The sequence below is a fragment of the Polynucleobacter sp. MG-Unter2-18 genome, from assembly GCF_018687675.1.
Classification (GTDB): domain Bacteria; phylum Pseudomonadota; class Gammaproteobacteria; order Burkholderiales; family Burkholderiaceae; genus Polynucleobacter.
On record NZ_CP061302.1, the window covers coordinates 1,287,612 to 1,313,259 of the forward strand.

The window sequence follows — 25,648 nt, forward strand, 5'->3', positions numbered from 1 at the left end:
CCGCATATTTAATTCAGCTGAAAACTACCCCCAGATAGGCAAATTCAACCACCACGTCCACCACTCAGGCCATCCTTTTGTCCAGAAAGGCCCGCTGATCACGATACAAACTGCACTCCAAAAGACGGCTGCTAATGCCAGGAATAAACCGAGGCGGTGAATTCCCAAGGTTCCTACTGAATAACCAATAATGTCCCTGAAGAAAGTATCTTCATGCTCCGGAGTCCTGACAGTCTTACCAGCAGCAGGATTGGTAGAAGACAGAACTAAAGCACCATGCAGGGCAAGCGCTAAGGTTGTAGTGAAGAATAAGGTCACCGCAATCATATGAGCCGGGTTGTAATGAAAGTGCAGGTACTGATAACCGGTATTGGATACCCAATCAAGGTGACTCAAGATTCCATACGGGAATCCATGTCCCCATGCACCCATCAGCACTGGACGAATTACCACCAAGCTAAAGTACGCAAAAATTGCCATGCTAAAAGCCAGCGGAACATGAAGACCCATACCCAGTTTTCTGGAGATCTCTACCTCGCGCAAAGCCCATGATCCGAATGCGCCTAAGGCACAAATCGTAATGATTTGCCAAAGTCCGCCCTCCATCATGGGAGCTGGCCCTAGACCATACTTCAGATCGGGCGGAGCAATATTGATTAGCCAGGGATTAAAGACCCCTACCTGAGAGGTTCCCCAAAAAATCATTGCAGTCCCGAGAAACGTAAAGAAGACTGTAGTGACACCAAAAAATCCCACGTAAAACGGGCCTACCCAGAAATCAAATAGATCTCCACCGATAAGTGTCCCGCCGCGTACGCGGTATTTCTTTTCAAAGTTGAGCATGGCCATTTAGCGCTCCTTGCACTATGAGATTTTTCTCATAATTAATTAATATTGCGTAGACGAATCACTATCTCTAGAAATTCGTCTACGGTTTGTACATCTACTTACTTCTTCGCTGCAGAGATTGCTGCTTTGTACTGCTCTTGACTCATGCCATCCAACCATTTGTACTGAACAGTGCTCAATAAAATGAGATGAATCATCGCTGCCAAAGCAAAGAGAAAAACTCCTTGGGCAACCATTGCACGTAGTGGGTCGTATAACTTCCAAATTCTCCACATAATATTTCTCCTAATTTAAGTAAGACATAAAGCCGTAAACACCTGACTCGACTGATTTGAAGAATGATCCCCCATCAGATCCAGAAAATAACCACGCCTTCTGGGAGCCAGGCAATACAACCAAAAAGAGAGCTGCCATGAAGATCACTACATAGCTAATTAAAAAAATGATCTTGAACGACACCGTGTCGGGTAGATGACTCTTGTTGATTAAATCTGCGTTGGTCTTCATATAAAACACTCCTTTTAGTTGAATCTATTTACTATGTACTTACTGCTGCATCAAAAGAACCATGGACGCCATGCCCATACAAGTATGTGCGCGACGACAGCGATGGCAGTAAATCCAAGAAGACCTTGCACATAAAATGCATGGAATTCTTGAGCTTCTGCATCGGTAAGCCCAGATATAGATCTGTTTTCACTCATGATGACTACTCCTTGAGACTGACCTTACGGTCTTTTCTACATCACCCCTGTAGATTTGGGGATATAGCTTTACTACGCCATATACGTTGAGCCTTTTAATAAGGCAATTTCTTTTATCAAAAGTCATACTGTCTCTCCACTCAGGTGGGATAGCGTGGACTTTTGAACACAATCGACTGTCACTCTTTCAATATTCTGTTTGCGTGCCTCAAACTCAGCTTCATCACGAATTCTTTTTGCAGCTGAAATTTGCGTCAGCACAGGTTGATTACTAATTAATTTATTCATCAATGCTTGGGCTTCTTCTTCCCAAGGAATAGAGGCAATCTGGCCTTGTATTCTTGCTGGGGTTGGATCCACCTTATCCATCTCTGTACCTAATGGCAGGATGTGAAAGAGCGCATCAAATAAGGAGTTACACACTTCCTGAATCAGATAGACCGCCCCGGAATAACCCATAAACGGAGTGCCGGTATGTCGACGGATAATCGCGCCAGGGAAGGAAGCGGGAATATAAGAGAAACGTGCATTCACTTCGCTTCCGTACATCCGCTCGTTATAACTACCAAACATGACTAATGGTGTTTTCTTCTGCACCAAATCTCTCACTTCGACGTTATTCGTTTTATTACCAGGCAATCTAGAGACGGCAAAGTTACAAGGGAGACCCATCTCATCTTCCAAGAAATTACGTACACCACGGGTATAGGTTTCGTTAGCAACGATGGCAAAACTAGCTGTGCCAAAAAAGTCTTGAGTCACAGAGCGCCATAAATCCCATGCTGGTTTGAGTGTGGTGTGCTTTTCTTTTTCGATAAAACTTTCCACATCGATCTCACAGAGCTCACCCAGCTTACGCAGGAATGCAGTGGTCGATTGCATACCAATTGGCGCCTGTAAATAAGGGCGCTCCAGGGTCTCACACAATAAACGTCCATATTCGCGATACATGCAAATATTGACATCCGCATTGACTAACTTGGCAACATCGGCCAGATGAGAGCTCAATGGGAACACCATATTGACCTCTGCACCAATGCCCTCTACCAAACGTCGAATTTCTGCGAGGTCGCTATATAAATTAAAGCTGCCATAGGCTGGGCCAATGATATTGACTCTCGGCTTTTCGCCTTCTGCTCTGACGCGCTGCGGAATCTTTTTGAGGCCATACTCTGTCCATAACCAATTCATGGCACGATTTGCGCACTGCCACTGATCTTCATCAATGGTTCTGGGTAAGAAACGCTTAATTCCAGTTCCTTCTGGTGTCACACCGCCGCCAATCATTTCAGCAATAGAGCCTGTAACTACTACTGCTGGTAAATTGGGATCGAGCACCTTGTGGGCCCGCTTCATCGACTCTTCTGTACCTTCTCTACCGAGCTGCTCTTCTGCTAATCCAGTAACCACAATCGGCAACTCATGCGGAGGCAATGCATCGGTGTAATGCAAGACTGAAGTCACTGGTAAATTTTCACAACCGACAGGTCCATCAATGACAACCTGCAGCCCCTTGATAGCTGTGAAAACATACACGGCTCCCCAATAGCCGCCAGCGCGATCGTGATCAATGACTAACATTAGCCCATCTCCTCCGCTTTTTGCTTGGCAATTGCTTTCTCAAGCTTACGGCGAACTTCGGCCTTAAATTCAGGGCGATCTACCGGCATGTCTTCCCAAACTCCAGTTGTATGCTCAGTACCGACACCTTCAAAGAATTCAGTCATGTTGTTGAATCGCTCTTTATTAGCTAGAGCTGCATTCACAACCTGGGCTAATGAACCCGCGCCTGCAGCACCCATCAGCGGCCGCGCAGATATTAAATTCGTGAAATATAAGGACGGTATAGCCAATTCTTTTGCTTTTTGGACCACTGGCGTAGTACCAATCACTAAATCTGGTGAAAACTCTTTCATTGCGGCAAGGTCTTGCTCAAGAGAAGCGCGATATTGGACATGTATGCCTCTGGATTCGAGCCAATCTAAGTCTTTGCTACTCCAAATAGTTTTTGGACAAGCTGTTCCAACATAGCGAACGTCTGCCCCACTCTCCACTAGTAGTCTGGCAACCAGCAACTCAGAGCCTTCGTAACCGCTGACAGTGATTCGACCTTTAATAGGCTTAGCACTTAAGGCCGCCTTGATCATCGGTAAAAACTTGGTTTTTGCATTGCCAATTTTTTCAGCGCTAACACCACAAGCATTACCTATCTCATCTAGCCAGTCGGCTGTACCGTCATATCCGATAGGTGCAGATCCGACAATTTGTCTACCGGCAGTCTGAAACTCACGAATACTCGCTGTATAAAAAGGATGAATGGCAGCAACTACTTTTGAATCCATTGCTTGATACAGTTCACGCCATTCTCTGGTGGGAACAACCGTACCGACAGCTAAATCCATGGGCTCTAACATCATCCCAATACTGATAGGATCTACTGGGAACATTTCTCCAAGCAAGGTGATAGTTGGCTTCTCTGATACACCATTACGAGGCGCTTGAACTGGGCCACTCTCAATTTCATTCCGTGCATAGCGCAACATAGCGCTAGCTAAAACATCTTTTGCTTCGGCATGGGTCGGAACTCCAAAGCCAGGAACATCGATACCAATGATGCGAACACCATTAATTTCTTTTGGTAGTAGTTGAAGTGGTACACCACTGGCAGTCGGTACGCATAAATTAATAATGACGATGGCGTCGTAGAGCTCTGGGTTAGCCTCTTTGTAAACAGCCTCTCGGATATCTTCAAATAACTTACCAGTTACTAAAGATTCCGAATTAAATGGCACATAACCCACGCTGCGACGGGCACCATAAAAATGCGAGGTAAAAGTTAAGCCATAAACGCAACAAGCAGAACCCGACAGAATGGTGGATGTGCGACGCATTCTTAAGCCAACCCGCAGAGATCCAAATGCAGGACACATGCTCTGCGGTTGGTCATGAGGCCCCTTTGGGTAATCTTGAGCGTACTGCCCCAAGATCTCGCCCTTACTAGCATTTTTTGCTGCTGCCAGTAATCCTTCTGCGCCAGAGTGGCAAGCAATCCCCGATACATCGGCAGATGCATTTTGAATAGGAATTACTTTAGATGATTTCATTTGGCTCTCAGTCTCTATGCTTTGTCATAAATTACTTCGAGGGTTGGCTTAATCACTTCATTTTTGCCAACCATGTCAAAAATAGTTGCAGGCTCTAGTACGACATCTCTACCGACTTGGCTTGCAGAAAATAATCCTAGCAAATCATCTGGAGCCATTGGTTTTGGTCTTACAGGTGGCGCCCCTGCAACGTTGCTAGCTAACTCTTCAAAGAGTGGACCCCATTGTGAATCTGGTCGACCGATGATTTCGTAACTAGCACTCTTTCTTCTAATATCGTCATTGGCAGGAATAACAGACAGGATGGGAATCCCGACTTGTTCAGCGAAGGCGGTGGCCTCACCAGTACCATCATCGCGGTTGATGACCATACCTGCCACACCCACATTGCCACCCAACTTCCTGAAATATTCCACTGCAGAGCAAACATTGTTTGCTACATAGAGAGACTGCAAATCGTTACTTGCTACCACAATCACTTTTTGGCACATATCGCGAGCAATTGGAAGACCAAAGCCACCGCAAACTACGTCACCCAAGAAATCGAGCAGCACATAGTCAAAGCCCCAATCATGAAAGCCAAGCTTTTCTAAGGTTTCAAAGCCATGAATGATTCCGCGTCCACCGCAGCCTCGGCCAACCTCAGGCCCACCCAACTCCATGGCGTAAACGCCATCGCGCTTAAAGCAGACGTCGCCAATCTTGACTTCTTCCCCAGCTAATTTTTTCTTTGAAGATGTTTCGATGATGGTTGGACATGCTTTACCACCAAAGAGCAATGATGTTGTATCGCTTTTAGGATCACAACCAATCAGTAGTACTTTTTTACCTTGCTGCGCCATCATGTAAGACAGATTGGCTAAGGTAAAACTTTTGCCGATACCACCCTTGCCATAAATTGCAATGATTTGAGTTTCTTTTTTGATCTCACCGGTATGAACCTGATCAGGTTCGATAGCAGCCTCTTTCTTTAATGCTGCGAATTGAATCGTAATTTCTTTTGGGACGCTTGGTGCATTCATGATGCTTCTCTCCAGTCAACAATCATTTTGAGACAGTTTGGATCCTCAAATGCGGTGTGATAAGCCTCACCAATTGAGCTTGGGGTTCTGTGATGCGTAATCAATCCTTGAAGATTTAAATGTCCGCTTGAGATCATTTGCTTCACATCAGCTAAATCCTGCGGCGCCCACTGAGCGGCAATTCGAAATCTCGCCTCTTTCATGAAAGCTTTAGGAAAGTTGAATTGAATGTCCTTGTTATAAAAGCCAGCCAAGGTAATTTCGCCGCCTGGCAAGAGCTGTCCAACTAAAGAATTTAAGACGTCCACTTGACCACTAGCATCACAAATGTTTTTGTACTTGCTCTCTTGGTCTTCGCTAGGATGAACGACGGTATAACCATCAGCCTTACCCATACGATCTGAATCAATTTCCCAAACAACGGGATGGCCACCTAACATCACTGCGATTCTGGCAATCAAGCGGCCCAGTACGCCATGCCCAACAATCAGGTCTGGTTGCAAAGCCTTCTTACCCTGAGTCACGTGATATGCAGTAGCTGCTAGTGCAAGCAATACACCTTCCTCACCAATTGTTTCAGGCAAGGCAATAATTCGATCGCTTGGCACCACAACATGAGAAGAGGCTCCGCCAAATAATCCTTTCACATCACCAAAGCATTTAGCGCCAGGAACGAACACCCGTTGATTCAAGCTAAATTTTGATTTTTTACCGACTTTAGTAATGCGGCCAACAGATTCATATCCAGGCACTAATGGATAGCCCATGCCAGGGAAATCAGGCATGGTTCCATTCCAGAGTAATTTTTCTGTACCAGTGCTAATTCCGCTCCACTCAATCTGCACAACAACATCCTCATCCCTTGGCTCATCAAGCAAAAGACGCTTCAACCGAAGCTCTCCTGGAGATTCGAGTAAGACTGCTGTTGAATGAAGTTGACTGGGCATTTGTATATTTTTATTTACTTTGCTGTATGTAAACTAATTTATACACATTATAAGATATGCGCATTAGCATTTACCCTAATTAACGACTAATTAGTAAAACTTGGGCATTAATTGGCATGTTGGAGGGTAAAACCTCCACTTTTTTGAAGCCTGAGTCGATTGCCAAGGCCGAAATCTCGGAAATACTTCTCGGTTTACCACGGCCCATTGCCAATAGATAAAAACCAAAATAAGCCCGTCCCATCGCTGGGTGGCCCGGTGTATCAGCCATCGGCTCAGCGATTAATAGCTTTCCATTGGGCGGGAGCGCTTCAAAAACCGAACGCAAAAGAATTTTGACGCGCGCATCGTCATGATCAAAGATTACCCGAATCAATGTAATCAAATCGGCACCATGAGGCAGAGGATCTTTAAAAAAATCACCGCCGTATACCTGAATATCTTTTTGTTTTTGGTCTTTCAAAAAACCATCTTGTGCAAGCTGCGCTACGCCTGGCAGATCAAATAATTTTCTCTGTAATTGAGGCGCATTCAGATGCACTCGTTTTAAAAAAGTTCCTTGACCACCACCAACATCTAGAAGACATTGATGCCTAGAAAAATCGTATGCATCGACTACTTGATCGGCGACTAGTGGTAGTGATGCTGACATTAAATCTGAATAATTTTTAACACGATCTTTATCTAACAAAGATTCTTGTTCCTTTTGATCTTCAGAAACATAAGGCCAAAATTTTTCTAGATTTTTATTTTTAATACCGCCCGATAACAACAACAAAGGATCTTTAAGATCTTCATACAGTACGGTGTGATGCTCGATCATTGCAGACAATGCAGTGTTGCCAACCATGGGGGCGCCGAGTGTACCTAAACCATATCTCTGATGAGAGCGCAGCTCTAGGAGATCAATCGATACTGCGCCATCGAGTAACTTCTGCAATGCATTCAACTCAAGACCGCAGTTATTTTTTATGAACCCGATTTCTAATGGTCCATTTTTTAACAGGTTAAATAAATTGATTCGAACACAAGCAAGTAGTATCTGTGTGTAGACAAAGCCAGCCATCAAATCAAACAGTTGATTGGCTCTTTTTTTTGCAATTCGATTGATAAAAGGAATTTTTGAAACTGCGTTTTGAAAGCGACTATTTGCAATGAGTTGATCTCGATAGATGTAGAGTTTTTCCCAAGGGCTATATTCGCTAAAGCCTGTATTGATGGCGGATGATTCAAGTGGTGACATATTGAATAAACGATTTGAATTTAAGCAATCTGTCTTTGAGTAGCTATAGCAATTTGTCTCTCGCCACGCTCGAACCACGATGAAGGAAGGAGTCTCTCCGCCTCAAATGCCACCAATTTTTTTAATGCTTTATCACCAGCGCAACTAGGGATGGAAAGTATTGCTTTTCCAACTAAAGAATCAAAATGTTCAACAGCGCCATTGAGCCCTAATTCTTTTGCAGAGCTTGGTCGGTGATGCTCTTCATCCTGCCCTGCTGGCTTACCAAGAAACTGGGCATCCCCCAACACATCACGAATATCGTCGGCAATTTGATAGGCCTCACCTAGCCATTCGCCCAAGCCCATCCAGGTTTGTGCATCAGCACCAGCAGCTTGTGCGCCGCTAGCTGTTGCTGCAGCAAACAGTGCGCCCGTCTTTGATCTTTGGTAGTCACTGAGAACTGCTTGCGATTCGCACTCCCAAGATTGGCCGGCAATAATTCCGAAGGGTGCCCCTACTCCCTCAGAAATCGTTTTGATAATTGGGGCTAAACGTTGCGCTGATCTTCTCGAGGCGGCAGCAACAGTCTGGTATGCCATCACAATCAGAGCATCACCCGCTAGTACCGCAAGCCGTTCTCCAAACTCTTTATGAACCGAGGTTTGACCTCGACGCATTTCCGCGTCATCGAAGCAGGGCAAATCATCGTGCACTAGAGAGCCACAGTGAATCATCTCAATCGCAATGGCACTTGCCATGGATAGTTGCGGATCATCGTTACCGCAGGCATGAGCCACTGCCAGAGTAAGTTGCGGTCTAATGCGCGCACCCCCAGGAAATACAGCATGTCTAATAGCTTTGCTCAATAAAGCCGGCCCTTTTGCTGACTCATGGGACTTCAATGCTTGCTCTAAGGCTCTATCCAAATGCTTGATTGGTGACATGTTCTTGCCCCTAAAGGAATAAATTACTTTGTCAAAATAAGAATACGATTTAATATGTAAAAAAATATAGACACTATTTGGAGAGCTGTCAAACCAAAATATTCGGGTTAACCCTTAATTTTTAAATGTAAGTTGCTTAGGATGATAAAAAGAGTTCCAAATGATTGGCCCAATAGCGCCTTTAGCCAAGAAATTCAGGTTGGGGATTTGTTTTGGCACGTTCAAGTTTCTGGAACCTCACCAAGTCACCTGCTGCTGCTTCACGGCACTGGATCATCAGCACATACCTGGGGGGCGATCTTTGCAGAGCTTTCAAAGCATTACACCGTGGTTGCAGTAGATCTACCGGGGCATGGCTTTACAAAAAACTTAGGCAATAAAACGCTCAGCCTAGATCAATTGGCTGACACACTTACCGACCTTAGGAAAGCTTTAAAGATTGATTATTTCGATAGCATTATTGGGCACTCTGCAGGAGCAACGCTAGCCTTAAGTTACGCACTAAAAAATAAGCAACCAAAGACGATTATTGGACTAAATCCCTCACTCATTAGCTTGCCTAATTTTTACAATAAGTTCGTAGCACCGTTTCTCAATCCGATTGTGACCTCATCATTTTTTACGGCTGTGTTGTCTGACTTACTGCCAAGGACAAGCATGATTGATAGTCTATTAGATTCAACCAAATCAGTCCTGCCACCTGAAAAAAAAGAGCGCTATAAAACACTCTTCAAAAGTGCTGATCACCTCAATGGCTCTATGAGCTTCATGGCTGGAGCAGATATCCCGAGCTTACTCAGTCAGTGCAAGAAAATTAGTTCTCGATTGACATTTATTGTCACAGAAGATGACGGCTGGATTCCGATAAAGCAACTCCGTGAGGTGATTAGAAAAGACTTTGTAAATCCTCGCATCATAGAGATCGAAGGTGGTCATTTATTCCATGAGGAATCAGAAAAACTAGCGCTTGAATTCATTATGAGTGCATTAACAGAAGAAGAGGCAAAGCATGTTCACACTAACTAATGTCGCACTATGTCTAAGCCTTGTACTTGGTCTAGGACTTTTTATGAATGCCTACCTTAAGGGTAAGAAAGTCTTAGGCAAGCTTTCTCAAAAGAAACCTTATTGAACATTAGCAAGCTGTATAGCAGCATGCGAAATTATCTTGCCTGAGCCGCTGTAAGGTAAAGCTAGATATTGCGCAGCCATCATCTGGGAAAGCTCTTGCGCTAAAACTTCAGGCTGAGGCGAGGTATCAACAAATAAAACGCAGTGATTTTTTACTCTTAGCTCTTTAGCAGCCATCAGGGCATCGTTGTGAGCCTCAGATCTACCACCAACTCCCTTGAGATTGACGTTTGCTTTACCGTCACTCAAGATAACAATGACGGGGGTTAAGCCTTTTCTCTTGAGTACTACAGCCATTTCATTTGCCGCTCTAAAGCCCGTCGCCAGAGGCGTACCTCCGCCGCCTGGGAGTGTTGCTAGATTTCTCTTTGCCCTAACAAGAGATCGCGTCGGCGGCAGAATAAGCTCAGCTTTAGAGCCCCTCATCGAGAGCATCGCTACTTCGTCACGACGGATGTAACACTGAGCCAGGAGTTGCTCAAGAGCCCCCTTGGCCTCGGCCAGGCGCTGTGTCGCGGAAGATCCTGATGCATCCACTAAGAAAATGGTGACAGTTCCCCGTCTTTTTAGATACTGCTTGATATGTAAATCTTCAGACCGAAAATCAATTTTATTTTTTCCAGAACTACTATATTGCTGTGAGCCAACATGTCTCTCACGCAAACGCTGCCAAGGAATCGCAGCCCGAATACTTTTTAAAACGTCTAAGCGTCGACCACCTCCTGGCTGCCCTTTGCGTGAACTCATTGGCCTTCCACTGATAAAGCTATTTTGAGACGTACCAGATTTTCCAGAAGTCTGCGATGCCGCATGAGTCGAGCGAGCGCCTTGTTTAGCTTGAGCCAGGAAATCCATAGGGACGGATGCTTTAGCCGCTGCAACCACAATATCTTCCAGCTCTTCCTGAGATGGTGACTGGGGATTGGATTGCTGATCTTCATCCTCTTGCTCGTTGTCTGAATCCTCTTCAGGGCGGTTGTTTTCTGGATGCTGATCATTGTCACCCTCATCTTGAGAGTTTTCTCCATCATCTCGGTTTGGCTGCTCCGCTTCTGGTGGCGCATGCAATATTTTGGAATAGGTATAGACCAAGCGGGCTGCATCAACCACTTCATCTTGGCCCACCTCTTGCAACCCCCTCAATGCTGCTAATGTCTTAGCAGTTTCTACTGCGAACTGGTTAGCCCTAAAAGAACCAATGCCAATCTTCAGGGCGGATTTGGTCAGTACTTCAATGAAATCAATACTACAAACTAATTGAGGTAATAATTTTTTTGCGCTCCGAATATCATCTGCATGAATTGCTAAATTTTCTTTTATGTCCGCGAGAGAAAATTGATCGAGATAGACTTCAAAGGCCAATCTATCCATCATCCTGGGGCTAAAGCTATCGCCAGTAGCCTCGGATTCATCTAGGGCGATTACTCCAAATTCAGCGCCATACGTATCGCTACTATCTAATGCTTGCGAGATTAATGCCAACACCTGGGTATCCATGCGCTCAGCCATCGATAACAATAAGAAGTTGCCTTGAGCCTTCTCTAAAAGCCCTTTACTCAGTACTAAGGAACCTTGATTGAGAGTCACTTCAATATCTAATGAGCCCATGAGTTGCTCTGCCACTAGGTTGGCAGGCGCCTTGAGCAGGCGAGCTGTCGGGGCACACAGATCCGAGAAATAACTGAGCCATGAATCTCTAACAGGGCCAAACTGACCTCTGAGACAGACGCCTTTAAGTCCCCGAGGATTAATTGCTACTAGAGCAGCAACTATATTTGCATCAAACCACGCTACTTGATCTGAATTCACTTCGATGTATCAGCAAAAAATTCTTGCATCGCGCGCTCAATGCGCACATTGGAGCTACTGTCATCTAGGGGATTACGGCGTAGACGATGACCTAGTGCAATAGGGGCAATTTTCTTTAAGTGCTCTAAGTTTGCTTTTTTCTTACCCTCAAATGCAGCAAGGGCCCTGACTGCTCTCAAAACAGTCAGCTCTCCTCTGAGACCATCCGTGCCCAAGTGTGCGCAAAGCTTGGTTGCCAGCTCCAGAAGGCTGTCATCAACCTCAACTTTATCTAGCATTTTTTTGGACTTACTAATTTTTTTCTTCAGCTCTAATTCTTCTTCTTGGCATTGAGCAATAAATTGCTCGGGATTGCGCTCAAATTCATCACGCTTTTTGATGATCGATACCCGCTCTTTAAAATCTGAAGGGGTTCGCACCTCAATTGATAAGCCAAATCGATCAAGCATTTGGGGGCGAAGCTCGCCCTCTTCAGGGTTACCGCTTCCAATCAAAACAAATCGTGCTGGGTGCCGAATACTCAAACCCTCGCGCTCAATAATATTTTCTCCGGAAGCAGCAACATCAATCAGGAGATCCACCAAGTGATCTTCAAGCAAATTGACTTCATCAATGTAAAGGTAACCACGGTTTGCTTTAGCCAGCAGCCCCGGTTCAAATGACTTGATTCCTTGTGTCAGCGCTTTTTCAATATCTAAGGCACCAACCACCCTATCTTCAGTCGCCCCCAAGGGCAAGTCAACAACGGGAACAGGAATCAGCTGTGATGATAGTTTTTGTCCGCTCGCTTTTTTGGCCAAACAGTCTGTACAAAGATTGCTTGAGTCTGGATCGCAGTGATAGTGGCAAGCGGCAACCGACTTCATCTCTGGCAGCAAGGAGGCTAAGGAGCGAATGGTGGTAGATTTTCCTGTACCGCGATCTCCAAAGATCAGCACTCCACCAATGGAAGGATCGATCGTACAGAGTATGATGGCAAGCTTCATTTCAGCTTGTGAGACTATTGCTGTGAACGGAAAATTAAGGGCCATCGTTGTTCCAGGGCAGTTTAGTATTGAGTTTTAATTTTACTTAGATTAGTGTAACTAAAAGTGTGCGACACCCCTCAATATTTGAGGATTTTCAGATAGTTAGCATCAGAATTAAACGCGCTGAACTGATTCCCGCCACTGAAAGCCTCATTTCTAGGGCTTACCACCCCACCTAATAACGATATCCTGAAGCGCATCAATAGAAAAACCATCAATGTCTGAAAACGAAATACACAGTAGCGACAAGCTAAAAGCCTTAAAAACGCTTTTGCCATTCATAAAACCCTATAAAAGACAGCTTTTATTAGCAGCAATCAGCTTAGTACTTGCTGCTGGGGCAACCCTAGTAATTCCACTGTGCTTTAGAACCATCATTGATCAAGGCTTTAGTGAGGCAAGCCAAGCCCAAATAAACCGTACTTTTATAAATTTATTCGGGGCGGCAGTCGTATTGGCATTTGCTAGCTCCCTGCGCTATTACCTCGTGTCATGGCTCGGGGAAAGAATCACTTGTGATATCCGGAAAAAAGTCTACTCCCATATCATTTCTCAAAGCCCTGAGTTTTTTGAGACTCAGCAAAGCGGAGAGATACTCTCCCGCATCAATAATGACACCACCATTATTCAAGTCCTCTTGGGTACCAGCATTTCAATGGCGGTAAGAAATCTATTTCTATTGCTTGGTGGTATGGCGATGATGTTCATTACTAGCATTCAACTCTCCCTACTGATTTTATTAACCCTCTTGCTGACGGTCATTCCAATCGTCTTAATGGGAAAGAAAGTGCGACAGCTTTCTAGAAACTCTCAAGACAAAATCGCTCTTACGTCAGCCATAGCCGGAGAAAAGATCAATGCCATCTTTACGGTGCAATCATTTGCAAATGAAGAGAAAGAAATAAAAGCCTTCAATCAATCAATTGAAAAATCATTTTTAGCATCAATAAATCGTAGTGCTGCACGTGGAAAACTCACTTTTGTTGCCATCCTTTTAGGTTTTACTAGCATCATTTTGGTGCTATGGCTTGGCGCCTATGCCGTAAGCAATCAGGAAATATCTGGCGGTCAACTGACTCAGTTTTTTCTTTATGCGGTCATTGTTGCCGGTGCCATAGCGGCACTATCTGAAGTTCTCGGGGATACGCAAAGAGCGATGGGTGCGGGAGAACGACTGCTAGAACTTTTGAGTTCTCAATCCAAGGTGGTGAGCCCATCAACACCACATATTAGGACTCAAAGTGCAGATCAGGCCATTCATGTTCAGATCGAGAATCTGAGTTTTGCCTATTCATCCAATCCCAATCTCGTCCTCTCTAACATCAATCTGTCGATTAAAGCAGGGGAAAAGATTGCTCTAGTAGGTCCTTCGGGGTCTGGAAAAACAACGCTCTTTAAATTAATACAACGCTTCTATGATCCCCAGTCTGGTTGTATCAAATTTGATGATGTTGATATTAGAGAATTTAAGTTAGAGGATTTGAGAAGATTAGTTGGGGTTGTTCCACAGGACATCAGCATATTTTCTGAGAATGCCTTAGAAAATATTCGCTATGGTAGAGAAGATGCTACTGATGAAGAAGTGCATCAGGCGGCTGTGCAAGCTGCTGTTGATGAATTCATTTCTAGACTTCCAGATCGCTATGAATCGTTTTTAGGGGATCGGGGAGTCAGACTATCTGGTGGACAAAAACAGCGCATAGCAATAGCAAGGGCGCTACTGAAAAATCCTCCATTACTACTTTTAGATGAGGCAACCAGTTCCTTGGATGCAGAATCAGAAAGACTTGTGCAACAAGCTCTTGAAGTTGCTATGGACGGAAGAACTACGATTGTGATTGCGCATAGACTCTCTACCGTGAAACAGGCAGATCGAATTATTGTGATGGAGCATGGTCGAATTATTGAGACTGGTAATCATGCAAGCCTGATAGCTCAATCAGGGCTGTATTCACAACTGGCAAAACTACAATTTACTGATATGTAATATCAGGGCTGCTCTACGGAGCACTCTTCATACTCAGAAATTGAGTTTGGATACGAACCAGACGCAAGCAGCGATCGTTGAGAAAATGCCTGTAAAAATCAAGATACCTGTAAGGTAGATGTTTCTTGATTTATCACGTATAGAAATAATGCGCTTATGTTCCATTTTTATATCCACAAATTCTATTAATTAATGGATATTAATACATTTGACCGAACGGCGCAGGGTGCGTAAATGTCACCTCTTAAAACTGCTTACTTGAGTAGTTTCTTACCTTCACCCCGTAAAGCTGATAGCAGGGGGTGGTCAACAGGAAAATTAACCTCCTCAATAGCAGCACTCACCTCGGGCAAGCCTTTAAATAATTCTTTATCGCCCTGAAAAACCATGGTCCATTTTTCAAAGTTCCTGGCGCTAATACTTTTTCTCTCTACCAATCGAATATTTTTATGGCGATCATCTTTTTGAATTTTCTCCCACAATGCATCAATCACATCCTCGGGACCCTCAATCACTTGACCAAATTGATTGTTTTCAAAAATAAGAGCGCCAGTAATTTCTAATCTGAGGTTTCTCAAATAAGAGTGGTAAAGAAGCCGCATAAGACCTAAAAATGACATCCCTTGAACGGGTTCACTTACATAGGTTAATTCAATGAGTTTTGACATTCCCCCATACTATGGAGGAATAATGATAGATTCTGTAGGAATATACCCTAAAGTAAGTGCCCGATAGATATGCGCCTTCGATTAATGACTTCGATTGATACCTTCGATTAGTCTCGGACTGTTATCAGAATTTCATTACGGCGCATAAAAGGTATAGACCAAGGAGGGTTATAGCGCGCAAATTGGGGGCTTCCGATTGCCTGCCATTGCTTACTTTTAATCCACTCTTCCAGTGCCTTTGTTTTTTCAAGGACTTTAGCGTCGTTATAAAAACCAGAAAAGGTAATTGCCGCACGTTTTTGAGCAGGCAACTCCCGAATGGTCACCAAGGGATTGATTGGTTTTGGCAGTGTCGCCATAGTGTACTCAGATGGCATTACAAAAGAAAATACCCATTGATTTACACCCTTCACAGAATCCTTACTAGCCTCAATACCTACCGGAACAGTCATCGCAATCTTGGTACTTTGTGATGTTTCTATTCCGACTGGAACAGTCATAGTAATTTTTTCACTGACTTGATTCTGCCCAAAGATGAAAGCAGCTATCAGGCGAAATCCTTGACTAGAGGCAGCGTCTAAATCGCCCTCCACTTTGACCTCAGCTACTAACTGAGGCGCATAAGCACGAAGCTCAAAAGGTTCTGATTTTTCAATAATAGAAAATTTAGGTTCTTCGGTTGCCATTACAGTGCTCGCAATCAATATGCTTGTCAGAAATACTGAGAATCGGGAGATGGAAATTTTCATGATTAATTACTTACCAGGCTGAGTGAATAGTAAACCCTGATTCATCATATTGAATGTGGGCTTGCGCACCTACCGGCAAAGTCAACTTCTCAGCTTGATGCCCAAATGGTAAGCCTGTTAACACGGGAATATTTTCAGGAAGACGCTGATTAATCGCTTCAATGGCAGTTTCCAATGCATAGCCACGGTCATTATCATAAAGACGATAGGCCGAAAATCCACCAAAGAGAATGGCACTTTGATTGGCCAATATGCCTGCATCTAATAATTGCATCAGCATCCGCTCAATACGATAAGGATGTTCATTGACATCCTCCAGAAATAAAATCCCGCCTTGAGTTTGCTGCTGATTTGGCAAGTAAGGCGTTCCAACCAAACCTGCCAGCACTGTTAAGTTTCCACCCCAGAGTATTCCTGACGCTTGGCCTGAGGCAGACTTTCTTAAAAAGGGTTGCGCGGCTTGGATAGTGCAATCTAATTTACGATCTTCAATTGCATTCTGAAAATGCGCCCACATAAATGCATTAGGGATAATGCCCACACCCTGCTCGCCTTGGCAAGCAAAATCAAAATTGAGCATGGGTCCAGCCAGAGTGACTGCACCAGTTTTAGCTAACAAGCCCAACTGGAAAACTGTGAAATCGCTATGTCCACAAATTTGCAAGCCACTCTTAATGGCTTTGCTAATAGCACTCCATTCAATATCTGAGAGCAAGCGATGCAATCCGTACCCGCCACGCATAGCTACCACAACCCTATCGGGAGAGAGCGTGGCAAGTTGATTGATTTCAGCTAAACGCTCAGCATCCGAGCCAGCAAAACGTTGCTCAACTCGATCTATACAAGCGGCATTGAGAACTTCAATACCCTGCTTCTGAAGCCACTCGATTCCAGCTAATGGGCTGCGTGTATCTAAGCTTGCTCCGGAAGGAGCAATTAAATGAATTGACTTCAACGCCGCTCCTTAAAAAAATCGCGCAGTATTTGCCCACACTCTTCGCTCATAATGCCACCTTCAACCTGAGTCTGGTGGTTAATCTGTTTTTCTGAGAATACATTGAGCACACTTCCTGCGGCACCAGTTTTAGGATCAGCAGCGCCAAATACCACGCGCTCCACTCTGGCATGTAGCATCGCTCCAGCACACATAGTGCAAGGTTCTAGCGTGACATAAAGAGTTGTACCAGGCAGACGATAGTTTGATTCGTCTTGAGCTGCGGCACGCAATGCCATCATCTCGGCATGGGCGCTAGGATCGCTACTGCTAATCGGCCGATTAAAGCCTATTGAGATTACTTGACCATCTCGAACCAATACAGCACCTACAGGCACCTCACCAGCTGCCGCAGCTAGCTTAGCTTGATCCAAAGCCTGCTGCATAAATTGATGATCAAGCTCTGCTTGCATATTACTTTTTATGGGTGAGAAACGTCAGCCCAACAATTGGGGGTTTCATAAAGACGAATCGATGCCAGCTTAAGACGACCATCAAAGGCTTTTTCAAAAACAGGCTGCAACACTTTAAAGGCTGCACTGGCTAGGTTTTCAACAGTGGGTACATGCTCCATCACCACAGTCTTGTGGTTGGGAATGGAATTTAAATAATCTACTAATCCAGCGTCTTCTTTAGCCACCAGAAAAGCATGATCCCAGGGCTCCACTACATATTGATTGGTGAGGCGCTTGATATCTCCAAAGTCCAAGACCATGCCATCATCCGCTTTGCCAGGATGATCTGCAATTACACCTGTTAGCGTGACTTCAATTGCATAGCGATGACCATGCAGATGACGGCACTGCCCATCGTGATTCGGAATGCGATGACCTGAATCAAACTCAAGTCGACGGGTGATGGAAATAGCTTCTTGCTTTGCGGTCATTTTATGTTTTCTAAATACTTAAAAATTACTTGATCAGACTCTTATCGGATACCAATGATCTTATGGGTTTGAACACTCAAACGCCATAAGGGACGCTTCTGGCAGAGACGGACTGCTAATGCGAGGTTATCTTGGAGATTTGGGCCATCCATGGCTTGCAAGAAACGGTTGCGATAATCCATTTTCTCAAACCGAGCTAATAATGTTTCAATAGAGGTATGTCCAGTTTGAGGTATTACCAGCTTCATCTCATCAGCCTGCAAGACAATGAGTTCAGACCCAGCCTTAGGGCTCACACATACCCAATCAACGCCCTTGGGCACCTTGATTGTTCCATTCGTCTCAATGGCAATCGCAAAGTCCTTGGCATGCAAAGCATCAATCAAGGCAGTATCAAGTTGTAGTAGTGGCTCGCCACCAGTAAAGACAACGTAGCGTTGTTGTGGTCCCGCAGAGGTGCTGCTCCATACGTTTTCAATGGTATCGGCCAATAGAGAGGCGGTTTCAAACTTTCCGCCACCAGCGCCATCACTCCCAACAAAGTCGGTATCGCAAAATTGGCAAACTGCAGTGGCGCGATCTTCTTCGCGACCGCTCCATAGGTTGCAGCCAGAAAATCGGCAAAATACAGCCGCACGACCAGCGTGGGCGCCCTCACCCTGAAGGGTTGGAAAGAGTTCTTTTACGGTATACATAGCTATGCCACGATTTTAAGCGCTTTGCTTACTTCCAGGACACAAGCTCCCACTCTAAGTAGTCTTCCCATAGGGCATTGCCCCAAAACATACCGGCCCATAAATACTGACCCGAACTACGCCGAATGACCCAGCGACCGATTTCCGGGGAAAGCCAAACGTCTTCTTGGCGATAGTTAGCCACTCGAGAGAAGTCATTACTGGTGAAATAAGGCACCTCACTTTGATACTTTAGGACCGGGAATTGACCTGCAGGAGCGCTGACACCCTCCCAGCCTACTGCGGTAATGTTCAAGCCCCAATAGTAATCATTGTCTGGATAACCAAGCACCTGATAACGATTGCGATAAAACCCAGACCATCCTGGAACCAGTTGCTCAGGCCACAAGGGGATGGGCTGTAAAAACCGTTGAGGAGGATTCCAATGGGGATCTTGAACAATGTAACCCCAAGGTTGCTGGATCTCATCCGGAAGCGGTCCAGTCTTCAGTCCGCTGCGCTCAATCCGAACCTGAGATCCAACCGACACAACCCTCTCCGTAACGATATCCACTAGCTCTTGGTTAAACACATTGCGTACGTTGTAGACCCACTGCTGACCAACTTGCGGCAACCTCACTTTTGGTGGATTAATAGGCTGCGGTAAAGGTGTTGAAGCTGGATAGGGCTGTGAAGCAATGCAAGCCACCAGCAGTGCTGGCGACAGCAATAAAAAAAGCCTCCGTATGGCGTTTACTTGTAAGAGCTCAATTGCCATTGATAGCTACCTTCTAAAATCACTCCACCAATCTGCCCCTGAATTTGATAAGAACCAGATGCCTCACGCGCAACCCAGCGACCAATCTGAGGTGCAAACCAAACTGTTTCCTTGCGGATGCAATCAACCTTGTTTGGATCTTCACTCTCATAATTAATCAAAGTCTGAAAACGGAGCGCCACGAACTCTCCAGCAGGAACAGTAATTTTTTCCCAGCCCTGAACAGTCATATATTCCTGCCAATTCATTCTCGAGTCTGAGTAGCCCGCGATGCTGTACTTAGTATTAAATTGCTTAGCCCAGGTAGTGGATAGTTGCTCGGGCCAAAGCGGTAAAGATGGACTGAAGTTCAGCAAACGTGACCACTGCGTATCGGTAGCAACCATTCCCCAAGAGGTTTGGATTTCGCTGGGTAAGCGAGCGCCATCAGCAGTAGAACGATCAAGCACAATAGTTGATCCAATATTAGCAATACGCTCCGTAATTACATCTAGCGTTTTGCCGTCAAAAATGTTTTTCTTAATATAGGTCCACTCTTGACCGACTTCCGGAGGACGAACAATAGGTAGAGGCTTTGGTTGAGCAACTGGAATTCCATGCTCATAAGAAAGGCTTCCACAAGCTACGGGAGCTAGAGCAGCTGATACGATGAAAGTACGGCGAGATAAATTCATATTCCTACCCAAGATGATTAAAGATTAAAAATAAAGAAGTAAGGCAATAAATAAAGTTTATACATGCTTCAATGTTTTTGCTATTTTATTGCGCCTCACTGAAGTCTTTGGAATATCAGGCATATCAAACCACTGATGAGCCTCTTCCTCAAAACCTACGCCGTGCATAAAGTTGTAGATCGCTTTTTTGAGGCCAAGCCCAAGATGATCGTGATCTACACCTGTGGGATCGATAAAGGCAACATCATTCTTAGCAAAACTAATAGGTGGCAATGGGACAAGTTCGATGCCATAGGCTGCCGGATCAAGACCTACTGGGGAATGGACCGTACAAGTAAATCGATGAAAAAAGCCACTCTGAATACAGCCATTTTCAAAAAGCTGACGAACGTACTCAAGAGAGTCGACAGTTTCTTGGACAGTTTGCGTTGGGAAACCGTACATCAGATAAGCATGCACCAAGATGCCCGCATCTGAAAAGCCTTTGGTCACTTGGGCCACCTGCTCTACAGAAACACCTTTTTTCATCAGATCAAGAAGTCTGTCGGAGGCCACTTCTAAGCCGCCAGACATCGCAATGCAACCACTTTGCGCCAATAAATCGGACAGCTCTGGTGTAAACGTCTTTTCAAAACGAATATTACCCCACCAAGAAATCACCACCTTGCGACGTATTAATTCCTCAGCAAGTGCCTTCAAAATCTTCGGTGGCGCAGCCTCATCAACAAAATGAAATCCTGTCTGACCAGTCTCCGCAACAATCGCTTCAATGCGATCAACCAATAGACTGGCTGAAGCTGTTTCGTAACGAGAAATGTAATCTAGACTGACATCGCAAAAGCTACATTTTTTCCAATAGCAGCCATGCGCAACAGTGAGCTTATTCCAACGCCCATCACTCCATAGGCGATGCATAGGATTGAGCATATCTAGCAAGGATAAATAAGAATTGAGAGGTAGGCCATCCCAAGTAGCAGTACCTACCTCTTCAAAAGGTATATCAGGCTCTTGCCAATTGATGTAACGCACTTCATTACCAGTGGTTCTAATAAATGTACGAACTAATCTTTCCGAAGAACGCTTGCCATATAAATGCTCTAGGAGTGCAAGTAAAGGTCGCTCACCAGAATCCAGAGTGATGAAATCGACAAAATCAAATAGGCGTGGATCGGTGAGTTCACGTAGCTCAGTATTCACGTAGCCACCACCAAGACCAATTTTGATGCCGGGGTAATGTTGTTTGATGGTTTGAGCAATACGTAGAGCAGCGTACATGGCTCCGGGGAAAGGTACTGATAACAGCACCAAAGTGGGTCGATGCTTTTCTATGGAAGACCTTGTTAGGTCCTGTAAGTGCAAATCCATTAGTGAGGGACTTGCGGCCAAAGCATCCGCCAAAGGCGTAAAGGTGGGCTGACTACCTGCTAGGGATTCTGCATAGCGAACAAATTCAAAGCGCTCATCGACTGCATCACGCAGAACGTCAGATAAATCATTGAGATAGAGGGTAGCCAAATGACGTGCTCGATCCTGAGAGCCTAGTGCACCAAAGGCCCATGCTAATGAATCCCCACCCTCCTCTTCTTCATAAGAATCTAAGGATGCAAAGCGTGGGCCTTCCGGCAACAAAGTGCGACTATTAATGCGGTGAGCAAGCGTACTATCGCGCCCTTGTAAAAATGCAATAGCCAATCCAATAGTACTTTGATAATCTGCAAAATAATCCAGAAAGAAGTTAACGCTGGCACTGCGATTTTCTTCAGGGAGCTTCAATGCCTGGTCTTGAATCTCCAGCAAACCTTGCGGAGTAAAGAAACCGAGAACTAAAGCTAAAGCCAAATCTTCTTGAACGGCTTCAAATCTACGTGAACGCAAAAAGCCAGTGAGATAGGCCGTTGATGGATATGGCGTATTGAGCTGCGTCATCGGCGGAATGAGGCTCAGGATCTTCACGCTGCTTGGGTCCGCTTCTCGCCAAGAGATTCTAGCAACTCCAATTCTTCTGAAGTAAAGCCAGCTTGCTCGCGTGCTTCAAAATTAAACGGCCCCTTCAAAGTGGGCGCACGATATTTTTCGGCTAATTCTTGATAAGTCGCAATCGGGGATACGTTCTCATTGGCGCATAAGAAATTAAACCAACGATTGCCCACCAGCACGTGGCCGATTTCATCATGAAGGATAATTTCTAGGATCTCTACAGCGCGCTCATCCTGAATTTGCTTAAACCGATCCCGAATCTCTGGAACCGCATCTAGACCTCTAGCTTCCATGGTTCTCGGAACTAGCGCCATTCGAGCAATCACTGAATCCGAAGTTCTCTCCACCATCTCCCACAGACTATTGTGGGCAGGAAAATCGCCATAGCTATATCCAAAAGACTGCAAATGGGCATTGATCAAGCTGAAGTGGTACGACTCTTCTTTGGCAACCTTGAGCCAGTCCTCGTAATAAGCCCTGGGCATATTTGGAAAGCGCCAAATTGCATCTAAAGCGAGATTCATGGCATTAAATTCAATATGCGCCAGGGAGTGCCAAAGAATAGCTCTACCCTCAACCGTATCCATTTTCCTCTTGGGAACAAACTTGGGCGCTACTAATTCTGGCTTATTGGGACGACCAGGAATTTCGATATCTTGACTAGTGAAGTTAGCAGCGAAGTGCTTAGAAGCATTGATAGCAATACGCTGGGCCAAGTACTCATCGTACAAGCCGAATAGCCGGACCACCTTAGATTGCGGGTCAGTATTTGCCAGTATTGCTAGGGCGGTTTCTCTTAACTCAAGCATAGATATAGACCGGGCTTAATAAGACCTATTGAAGGGCTAAGCCAAATCTACTAGTTTGAGCCCTATCCCAATACTGCACATACTCCTGAGGTAAATCTTTTTGCAAAGAGGCGGCGGCACCTTGCAATAGTGCTCCAGGAATCAGGGTTGTGAGCTGAGATGCTAAGGACGTTATCTTGCCAGAACCATCTCTGCTCAAAAGATAATCAGGTGTAATTTCGGTAGGATGCGTCAGACCTGCAGAGCCAATTAAATCAGCCAAAGATGCAACCGTATTCTCGTGAAATGCAAATACGCGCTCAGCCTTATCGGGAACCACTAATGCTCTTTGACGACCTAAATCCTGAGTTGCAACACCTGTAGGACACTTATCCGTATGACATGTTCGTGACTGAATGCAGCCCAATGCAAACATAAACCCTCTTGCAGAGTTACACCAATCAGCTCCTAATGCAATAGCTCGAATAATGTCATAGCCAGAAATAATTTTTCCAGAGGCCCCAATCGCAATCTCCTTGCGCTTATTGATTCCAACTAAGGTGTTGTGGACCAATCTAAGGCCATCACGAAGTGGCATCCCTACATGATCTGTAAATTCAACGGGGGCAGCACCAGTACCACCCTCGCTTCCATCAACCACAATGAAGTCGGGACTAATGCCTGTCTCTAGCATCGCCTTAGCGATACCGAAAAACTCCCAGGGCTGGCCAATACATAATTTAAAGCCAACCGGCTTGCCACCGCTCAACTTACGCAAACGCGCAATGAATTTCATTAACTCTAAAGGAGATGAAAATTCAGCATGATGAGCCGGAGAGACGCAATCCTCACCAATCGGTACACCTCTAGTAGCAGCAATTTCAGCAGTAACTTTAGCGCCAGGCAAGACTCCGCCATGGCCTGGCTTAGCGCCCTGAGATAGCTTAATTTCCACCATCTTGATTTGCGGATCGACTACTTGAGCAGTAAATTTTTCCTCTGAAAATCGACCATCCGCGGTGCGACAGCCAAAATATCCAGATCCAATTTCCCAAATAATATCGCCGCCAAACTCCCGATGATATGAAGAAATTGAGCCTTCGCCGGTATCGTGTGCAAATCCACCCAGCTTGGCACCTCTATTCAACGCTCTAATAGCATTTGGTGAAAGCGATCCAAAACTCATCGCAGAAATATTGAATATAGATAAAGAGTAAGGCTGAAGACAGCTTGGACCACCAACTTGAACGCGAAAGGTGCTTGGGTCAGGATGACATGGAGAATTGGAGTGCCCTAACCACTCACCCTCAGAACCATACATAGACTTGATTGAACCAAACCCCCGCTTATCGTTATCTTTTTTAGAACGGCTATAAACCATAGCCCTTTGATTTCTGGAAAAAGGAAGTTTCTCCTCATCATCCTCTAGGAAATATTGACGAATTTCTGGACGAATATATTCAAGCAAAAAACGCAAATGTCCTATCAGGGGATAGTTCCGCAAGATTGAATGCCGCTTTTGCATTACATCCCTCAAACCAAGCAGAAATAATGCTACGAAAAAAATAGAGAGGTATGGGCTAAAGGGAAAAGAGAGGATTGCAAATACAACTGTGGAGAGCCAAAAGAAATATCTGGAATAGCGCATTCGAAGTTCCCTCACCTCAATTTTTGATAAACGGAAATTAAAAAATGATGCCTTCTACATCTACAGCAAGATATACAGAATGATGAATTATCTGAGTATAGCTTTTATGTGCTATCGACAGATATATGACATTTAAATGAAAATGTAAGCTTATTCAACTCAGAACGGGATGCTATCCAAAGTTATCGCCCCTTTTTAGGCTTTGACTGCAATTAATCCTAGCAACAACATAGCTCGCGCTATTGATAACCTAAGATCTATCGATTCACTTTAATTATCGAGATATCTTCTCAAGAAATACGAGAAACTATCTACTAGTAATACCAAACCAATCATCGTCATTAAAATCGTGCTGGTATCTTGCATTTGAAAGAGGCTCATATGAAAAGCGAGCATCTGCCCCAAGCCGCCGCCGCCAACCACCCCAAGAACGGTCGCAGCCCTAATATTATTTTCCCAGCGATATAAGCTATATGAAATTAATTGCGGCAGAATGCTTGGTAATGTGGCGTATAGGAAAATTTTTAACTCACCAACCCCCATGATGCGCAAAGTCTCTCCCGGTTGGGTTGGCGCATTTTCAATTGCGTCCGCAAACAACCTCCCCAGCACACCCGTGGTGTGCAAAGCCAGTGCCAATGTTCCCGCAAAGGGGCCTAGACCAACCGATATCAATAACAATGCAGCCCAAACTAGCTCTGGAATGGATCGTAGTGCATTCAATATCCACCGAGTAATAGTGCGAATATAAATTGGATCATTAGCATATCTTTTGCTGGCAGGAAGGGCTAAAGCTATGCCAAACAAAGCTGCAATGAGAGTACCTAGAGCTGACATTGCCAAGGTCTCAAGTGAGGCTTGGAAGACCTTATTTAGAAAGCTCCCGCTAAGATTAGGTACGAGCAACTCACCAAAAAATTTACCCATTAATTCCCAACTACGAACTGAAAGTAATTTTGATAGCTGTATATCTAGGGACCAGAAGCTAGCGATGATGAACAAACTCATACCCATAAGTACGATGTAAGGATGCAATGAAAGATGGGGAGACTTTAATTGCAT

General features: G+C 44.8%; 26 protein-coding genes. 2 read left to right on the forward strand and 24 right to left on the reverse strand.

The features are described 5' to 3' along the window. Nucleotides 1-24: 24 nt before the first annotated feature. From pufL to C2759_RS06820, 10 genes are all read right to left on the reverse strand, one after another. On the reverse strand, nt 25-849 hold the full coding sequence (gene pufL / locus C2759_RS06775; RefSeq protein WP_215354086.1) for a photosynthetic reaction center subunit L: 825 nt from the start codon (nt 847-849) through the stop codon (nt 25-27). A 98-nt stretch (nt 850-947) separates the two neighbouring features. After that, the gene (pufA, locus tag C2759_RS06780) at nt 948-1,124 is read right to left on the reverse strand and encodes a light-harvesting antenna LH1, alpha subunit (protein WP_071608677.1); all 177 of its coding nucleotides are present in this window, start codon (nt 1,122-1,124) and stop codon (nt 948-950) included. Nucleotides 1,125-1,134: 10 nt separating this feature from the next. Continuing rightward, the gene (locus tag C2759_RS06785; RefSeq protein ID WP_215354088.1) at nt 1,135-1,356 is read right to left on the reverse strand and encodes a hypothetical protein; all 222 of its coding nucleotides are present in this window, start codon (nt 1,354-1,356) and stop codon (nt 1,135-1,137) included. Nucleotides 1,357-1,406: 50 nt separating this feature from the next. Next, on the reverse strand, nt 1,407-1,553 hold the full coding sequence (gene pufB, locus C2759_RS06790) for a light-harvesting antenna LH1, beta subunit (RefSeq protein WP_046330418.1): 147 nt from the start codon (nt 1,551-1,553) through the stop codon (nt 1,407-1,409). A 123-nt stretch (nt 1,554-1,676) separates the two neighbouring features. Then, the gene (gene bchZ / locus C2759_RS06795; RefSeq protein WP_215354093.1) at nt 1,677-3,134 is read right to left on the reverse strand and encodes a chlorophyllide a reductase subunit Z; all 1,458 of its coding nucleotides are present in this window, start codon (nt 3,132-3,134) and stop codon (nt 1,677-1,679) included. Then, nucleotides 3,134-4,657: a chlorophyllide a reductase subunit Y gene (gene bchY / locus C2759_RS06800; protein WP_215354094.1), complete on the reverse strand. Its 1,524-nt coding sequence runs from the start codon at nt 4,655-4,657 to the stop codon at nt 3,134-3,136. Before bchY ends, bchZ begins: the two co-directional genes overlap by 1 nt. A gap of 14 nt (nt 4,658-4,671) precedes the next feature. Next, on the reverse strand, nt 4,672-5,679 hold the full coding sequence (locus C2759_RS06805; protein WP_215354095.1) for a chlorophyllide a reductase iron protein subunit X: 1,008 nt from the start codon (nt 5,677-5,679) through the stop codon (nt 4,672-4,674). Next, on the reverse strand, nt 5,676-6,626 hold the full coding sequence (gene bchC / locus C2759_RS06810) for a chlorophyll synthesis pathway protein BchC (protein ID WP_046330422.1): 951 nt from the start codon (nt 6,624-6,626) through the stop codon (nt 5,676-5,678). Before bchC ends, C2759_RS06805 begins: the two co-directional genes overlap by 4 nt. Nucleotides 6,627-6,705: 79 nt before the next feature. Further along, a complete protein-coding gene (locus tag C2759_RS06815) occupies nt 6,706-7,869 on the reverse strand; it encodes a methyltransferase (RefSeq protein WP_215354096.1) in 1,164 nt (387 codons plus the stop codon). Nucleotides 7,870-7,889: 20 nt separating this feature from the next. Next, entirely contained in the window at nt 7,890-8,795 is a 906-nt protein-coding gene (locus C2759_RS06820) for a polyprenyl synthetase family protein (RefSeq protein ID WP_215354097.1), read from the reverse strand. Nucleotides 8,796-8,936: 141 nt separating this feature from the next. Between C2759_RS06820 and C2759_RS06825 the strand changes: the two genes are divergently transcribed. Then, a complete protein-coding gene (locus C2759_RS06825) occupies nt 8,937-9,821 on the forward strand; it encodes an alpha/beta fold hydrolase (RefSeq protein ID WP_215354098.1) in 885 nt (294 codons plus the stop codon). Between the two features lie 99 nt (nt 9,822-9,920). Here C2759_RS06825 and C2759_RS06830 read toward each other — a convergent pair whose 3' ends face one another. Together C2759_RS06830 and bchI are read right to left on the reverse strand one after the other, a co-directional pair. Then, nucleotides 9,921-11,735: a magnesium chelatase subunit D gene (locus C2759_RS06830; protein WP_215354099.1), complete on the reverse strand. Its 1,815-nt coding sequence runs from the start codon at nt 11,733-11,735 to the stop codon at nt 9,921-9,923. After that, a complete protein-coding gene (bchI, locus tag C2759_RS06835; RefSeq protein WP_215354101.1) occupies nt 11,732-12,766 on the reverse strand; it encodes a magnesium chelatase ATPase subunit I in 1,035 nt (344 codons plus the stop codon). Before bchI ends, C2759_RS06830 begins: the two co-directional genes overlap by 4 nt. 214 nt (nt 12,767-12,980) lie before the next feature. Here bchI and C2759_RS06840 point away from each other — a divergent pair, with 214 nt between their 5' ends. Then, nucleotides 12,981-14,750: an ABC transporter transmembrane domain-containing protein gene (locus C2759_RS06840; RefSeq protein ID WP_215354103.1), complete on the forward strand. Its 1,770-nt coding sequence runs from the start codon at nt 12,981-12,983 to the stop codon at nt 14,748-14,750. A 254-nt stretch (nt 14,751-15,004) separates the two neighbouring features. Here the strand turns inward: C2759_RS06840 and C2759_RS06845 are convergent, their stop codons facing one another. From C2759_RS06845 to phnE, 12 genes are all read right to left on the reverse strand, one after another. Further along, the gene (locus C2759_RS06845; RefSeq protein ID WP_215354104.1) at nt 15,005-15,418 is read right to left on the reverse strand and encodes a BLUF domain-containing protein; all 414 of its coding nucleotides are present in this window, start codon (nt 15,416-15,418) and stop codon (nt 15,005-15,007) included. A gap of 107 nt (nt 15,419-15,525) precedes the next feature. Continuing rightward, a complete protein-coding gene (locus tag C2759_RS06850) occupies nt 15,526-16,167 on the reverse strand; it encodes a heme-binding protein (protein WP_251366936.1) in 642 nt (213 codons plus the stop codon). Between the two features lie 10 nt (nt 16,168-16,177). After that, nucleotides 16,178-17,122 carry an LD-carboxypeptidase gene (locus tag C2759_RS06855; protein WP_215354106.1) on the reverse strand — a complete coding sequence of 315 codons (945 nt, stop codon included), beginning with the start codon at nt 17,120-17,122 and terminating at the stop codon, nt 16,178-16,180. Further along, entirely contained in the window at nt 17,119-17,574 is a 456-nt protein-coding gene (gene tadA, locus C2759_RS06860; protein WP_215354108.1) for a tRNA adenosine(34) deaminase TadA, read from the reverse strand. Before tadA ends, C2759_RS06855 begins: the two co-directional genes overlap by 4 nt. A gap of 8 nt (nt 17,575-17,582) precedes the next feature. After that, nucleotides 17,583-18,047: a 6-carboxytetrahydropterin synthase QueD gene (queD, locus tag C2759_RS06865; protein ID WP_215354110.1), complete on the reverse strand. Its 465-nt coding sequence runs from the start codon at nt 18,045-18,047 to the stop codon at nt 17,583-17,585. A 41-nt stretch (nt 18,048-18,088) separates the two neighbouring features. Continuing rightward, a complete protein-coding gene (gene queE, locus C2759_RS06870) occupies nt 18,089-18,742 on the reverse strand; it encodes a 7-carboxy-7-deazaguanine synthase (protein WP_215354111.1) in 654 nt (217 codons plus the stop codon). A gap of 28 nt (nt 18,743-18,770) precedes the next feature. Then, complete coding sequence (locus C2759_RS06875; protein ID WP_215354113.1) at nt 18,771-19,499, reverse strand: hypothetical protein; 729 nt, start codon at nt 19,497-19,499, stop codon at nt 18,771-18,773. After that, on the reverse strand, nt 19,475-20,173 hold the full coding sequence (locus tag C2759_RS06880; RefSeq protein ID WP_215354115.1) for a hypothetical protein: 699 nt from the start codon (nt 20,171-20,173) through the stop codon (nt 19,475-19,477). The genes C2759_RS06875 and C2759_RS06880 overlap by 25 nt, the downstream gene beginning before the upstream one ends. Nucleotides 20,174-20,230: 57 nt before the next feature. Beyond that, the gene (locus C2759_RS06885; RefSeq protein ID WP_215356707.1) at nt 20,231-22,099 is read right to left on the reverse strand and encodes a radical SAM protein; all 1,869 of its coding nucleotides are present in this window, start codon (nt 22,097-22,099) and stop codon (nt 20,231-20,233) included. Between the two features lie 23 nt (nt 22,100-22,122). After that, nucleotides 22,123-22,959: a ferritin-like domain-containing protein gene (locus tag C2759_RS06890; RefSeq protein WP_215354116.1), complete on the reverse strand. Its 837-nt coding sequence runs from the start codon at nt 22,957-22,959 to the stop codon at nt 22,123-22,125. Between the two features lie 25 nt (nt 22,960-22,984). Beyond that, nucleotides 22,985-24,586, reverse strand: coding sequence for an FMN-binding glutamate synthase family protein (locus tag C2759_RS06895; RefSeq protein ID WP_215354118.1), 1,602 nt, complete (start codon nt 24,584-24,586; stop codon nt 22,985-22,987). 270 nt (nt 24,587-24,856) lie between these two features. Continuing rightward, nucleotides 24,857-25,648, reverse strand: coding sequence for a phosphonate ABC transporter, permease protein PhnE (gene phnE / locus C2759_RS06900; RefSeq protein ID WP_215354119.1), 792 nt, complete (start codon nt 25,646-25,648; stop codon nt 24,857-24,859).

Coding starts and splice junctions, on each gene's coding strand:
- C2759_RS06895 (WP_215354118.1), bottom strand. CDS start 24,586: ATGCGCTATTCCAGATATTTCTTTTGGCTCTCCACAGTTGTATTTGCA.
- C2759_RS06785 (WP_215354088.1), bottom strand. CDS start 1,356: ATGAAGACCAACGCAGATTTAATCAACAAGAGTCATCTACCCGACACG.
- tadA (WP_215354108.1), bottom strand. CDS start 17,574: ATGCAAGCAGAGCTTGATCATCAATTTATGCAGCAGGCTTTGGATCAA.
- C2759_RS06805 (WP_215354095.1), bottom strand. CDS start 5,679: ATGAATGCACCAAGCGTCCCAAAAGAAATTACGATTCAATTCGCAGCA.
- pufL (WP_215354086.1), bottom strand. CDS start 849: ATGGCCATGCTCAACTTTGAAAAGAAATACCGCGTACGCGGCGGGACA.
- bchZ (WP_215354093.1), bottom strand. CDS start 3,134: ATGTTAGTCATTGATCACGATCGCGCTGGCGGCTATTGGGGAGCCGTG.
- phnE (WP_215354119.1), bottom strand. CDS start 25,648: ATGCAATTAAAGTCTCCCCATCTTTCATTGCATCCTTACATCGTACTT.
- C2759_RS06890 (WP_215354116.1), bottom strand. CDS start 22,959: ATGCTTGAGTTAAGAGAAACCGCCCTAGCAATACTGGCAAATACTGAC.
- queD (WP_215354110.1), bottom strand. CDS start 18,047: ATGACCGCAAAGCAAGAAGCTATTTCCATCACCCGTCGACTTGAGTTT.
- pufB (WP_046330418.1), bottom strand. CDS start 1,553: ATGAGTGAAAACAGATCTATATCTGGGCTTACCGATGCAGAAGCTCAA.
- C2759_RS06840 (WP_215354103.1), top strand. CDS start 12,981: ATGTCTGAAAACGAAATACACAGTAGCGACAAGCTAAAAGCCTTAAAA.
- C2759_RS06845 (WP_215354104.1), bottom strand. CDS start 15,418: ATGTCAAAACTCATTGAATTAACCTATGTAAGTGAACCCGTTCAAGGG.
- C2759_RS06880 (WP_215354115.1), bottom strand. CDS start 20,173: ATGAATTTATCTCGCCGTACTTTCATCGTATCAGCTGCTCTAGCTCCC.
- C2759_RS06825 (WP_215354098.1), top strand. CDS start 8,937: ATGATAAAAAGAGTTCCAAATGATTGGCCCAATAGCGCCTTTAGCCAA.
- bchY (WP_215354094.1), bottom strand. CDS start 4,657: ATGAAATCATCTAAAGTAATTCCTATTCAAAATGCATCTGCCGATGTA.
- C2759_RS06885 (WP_215356707.1), bottom strand. CDS start 22,099: ATGACGCAGCTCAATACGCCATATCCATCAACGGCCTATCTCACTGGC.
- bchC (WP_046330422.1), bottom strand. CDS start 6,626: ATGCCCAGTCAACTTCATTCAACAGCAGTCTTACTCGAATCTCCAGGA.
- queE (WP_215354111.1), bottom strand. CDS start 18,742: ATGTATACCGTAAAAGAACTCTTTCCAACCCTTCAGGGTGAGGGCGCC.
- C2759_RS06820 (WP_215354097.1), bottom strand. CDS start 8,795: ATGTCACCAATCAAGCATTTGGATAGAGCCTTAGAGCAAGCATTGAAG.
- C2759_RS06815 (WP_215354096.1), bottom strand. CDS start 7,869: ATGTCACCACTTGAATCATCCGCCATCAATACAGGCTTTAGCGAATAT.
- pufA (WP_071608677.1), bottom strand. CDS start 1,124: ATGTGGAGAATTTGGAAGTTATACGACCCACTACGTGCAATGGTTGCC.
- C2759_RS06850 (WP_251366936.1), bottom strand. CDS start 16,167: ATGAAAATTTCCATCTCCCGATTCTCAGTATTTCTGACAAGCATATTG.
- bchI (WP_215354101.1), bottom strand. CDS start 12,766: ATGGCCCTTAATTTTCCGTTCACAGCAATAGTCTCACAAGCTGAAATG.
- C2759_RS06875 (WP_215354113.1), bottom strand. CDS start 19,499: ATGGCAATTGAGCTCTTACAAGTAAACGCCATACGGAGGCTTTTTTTA.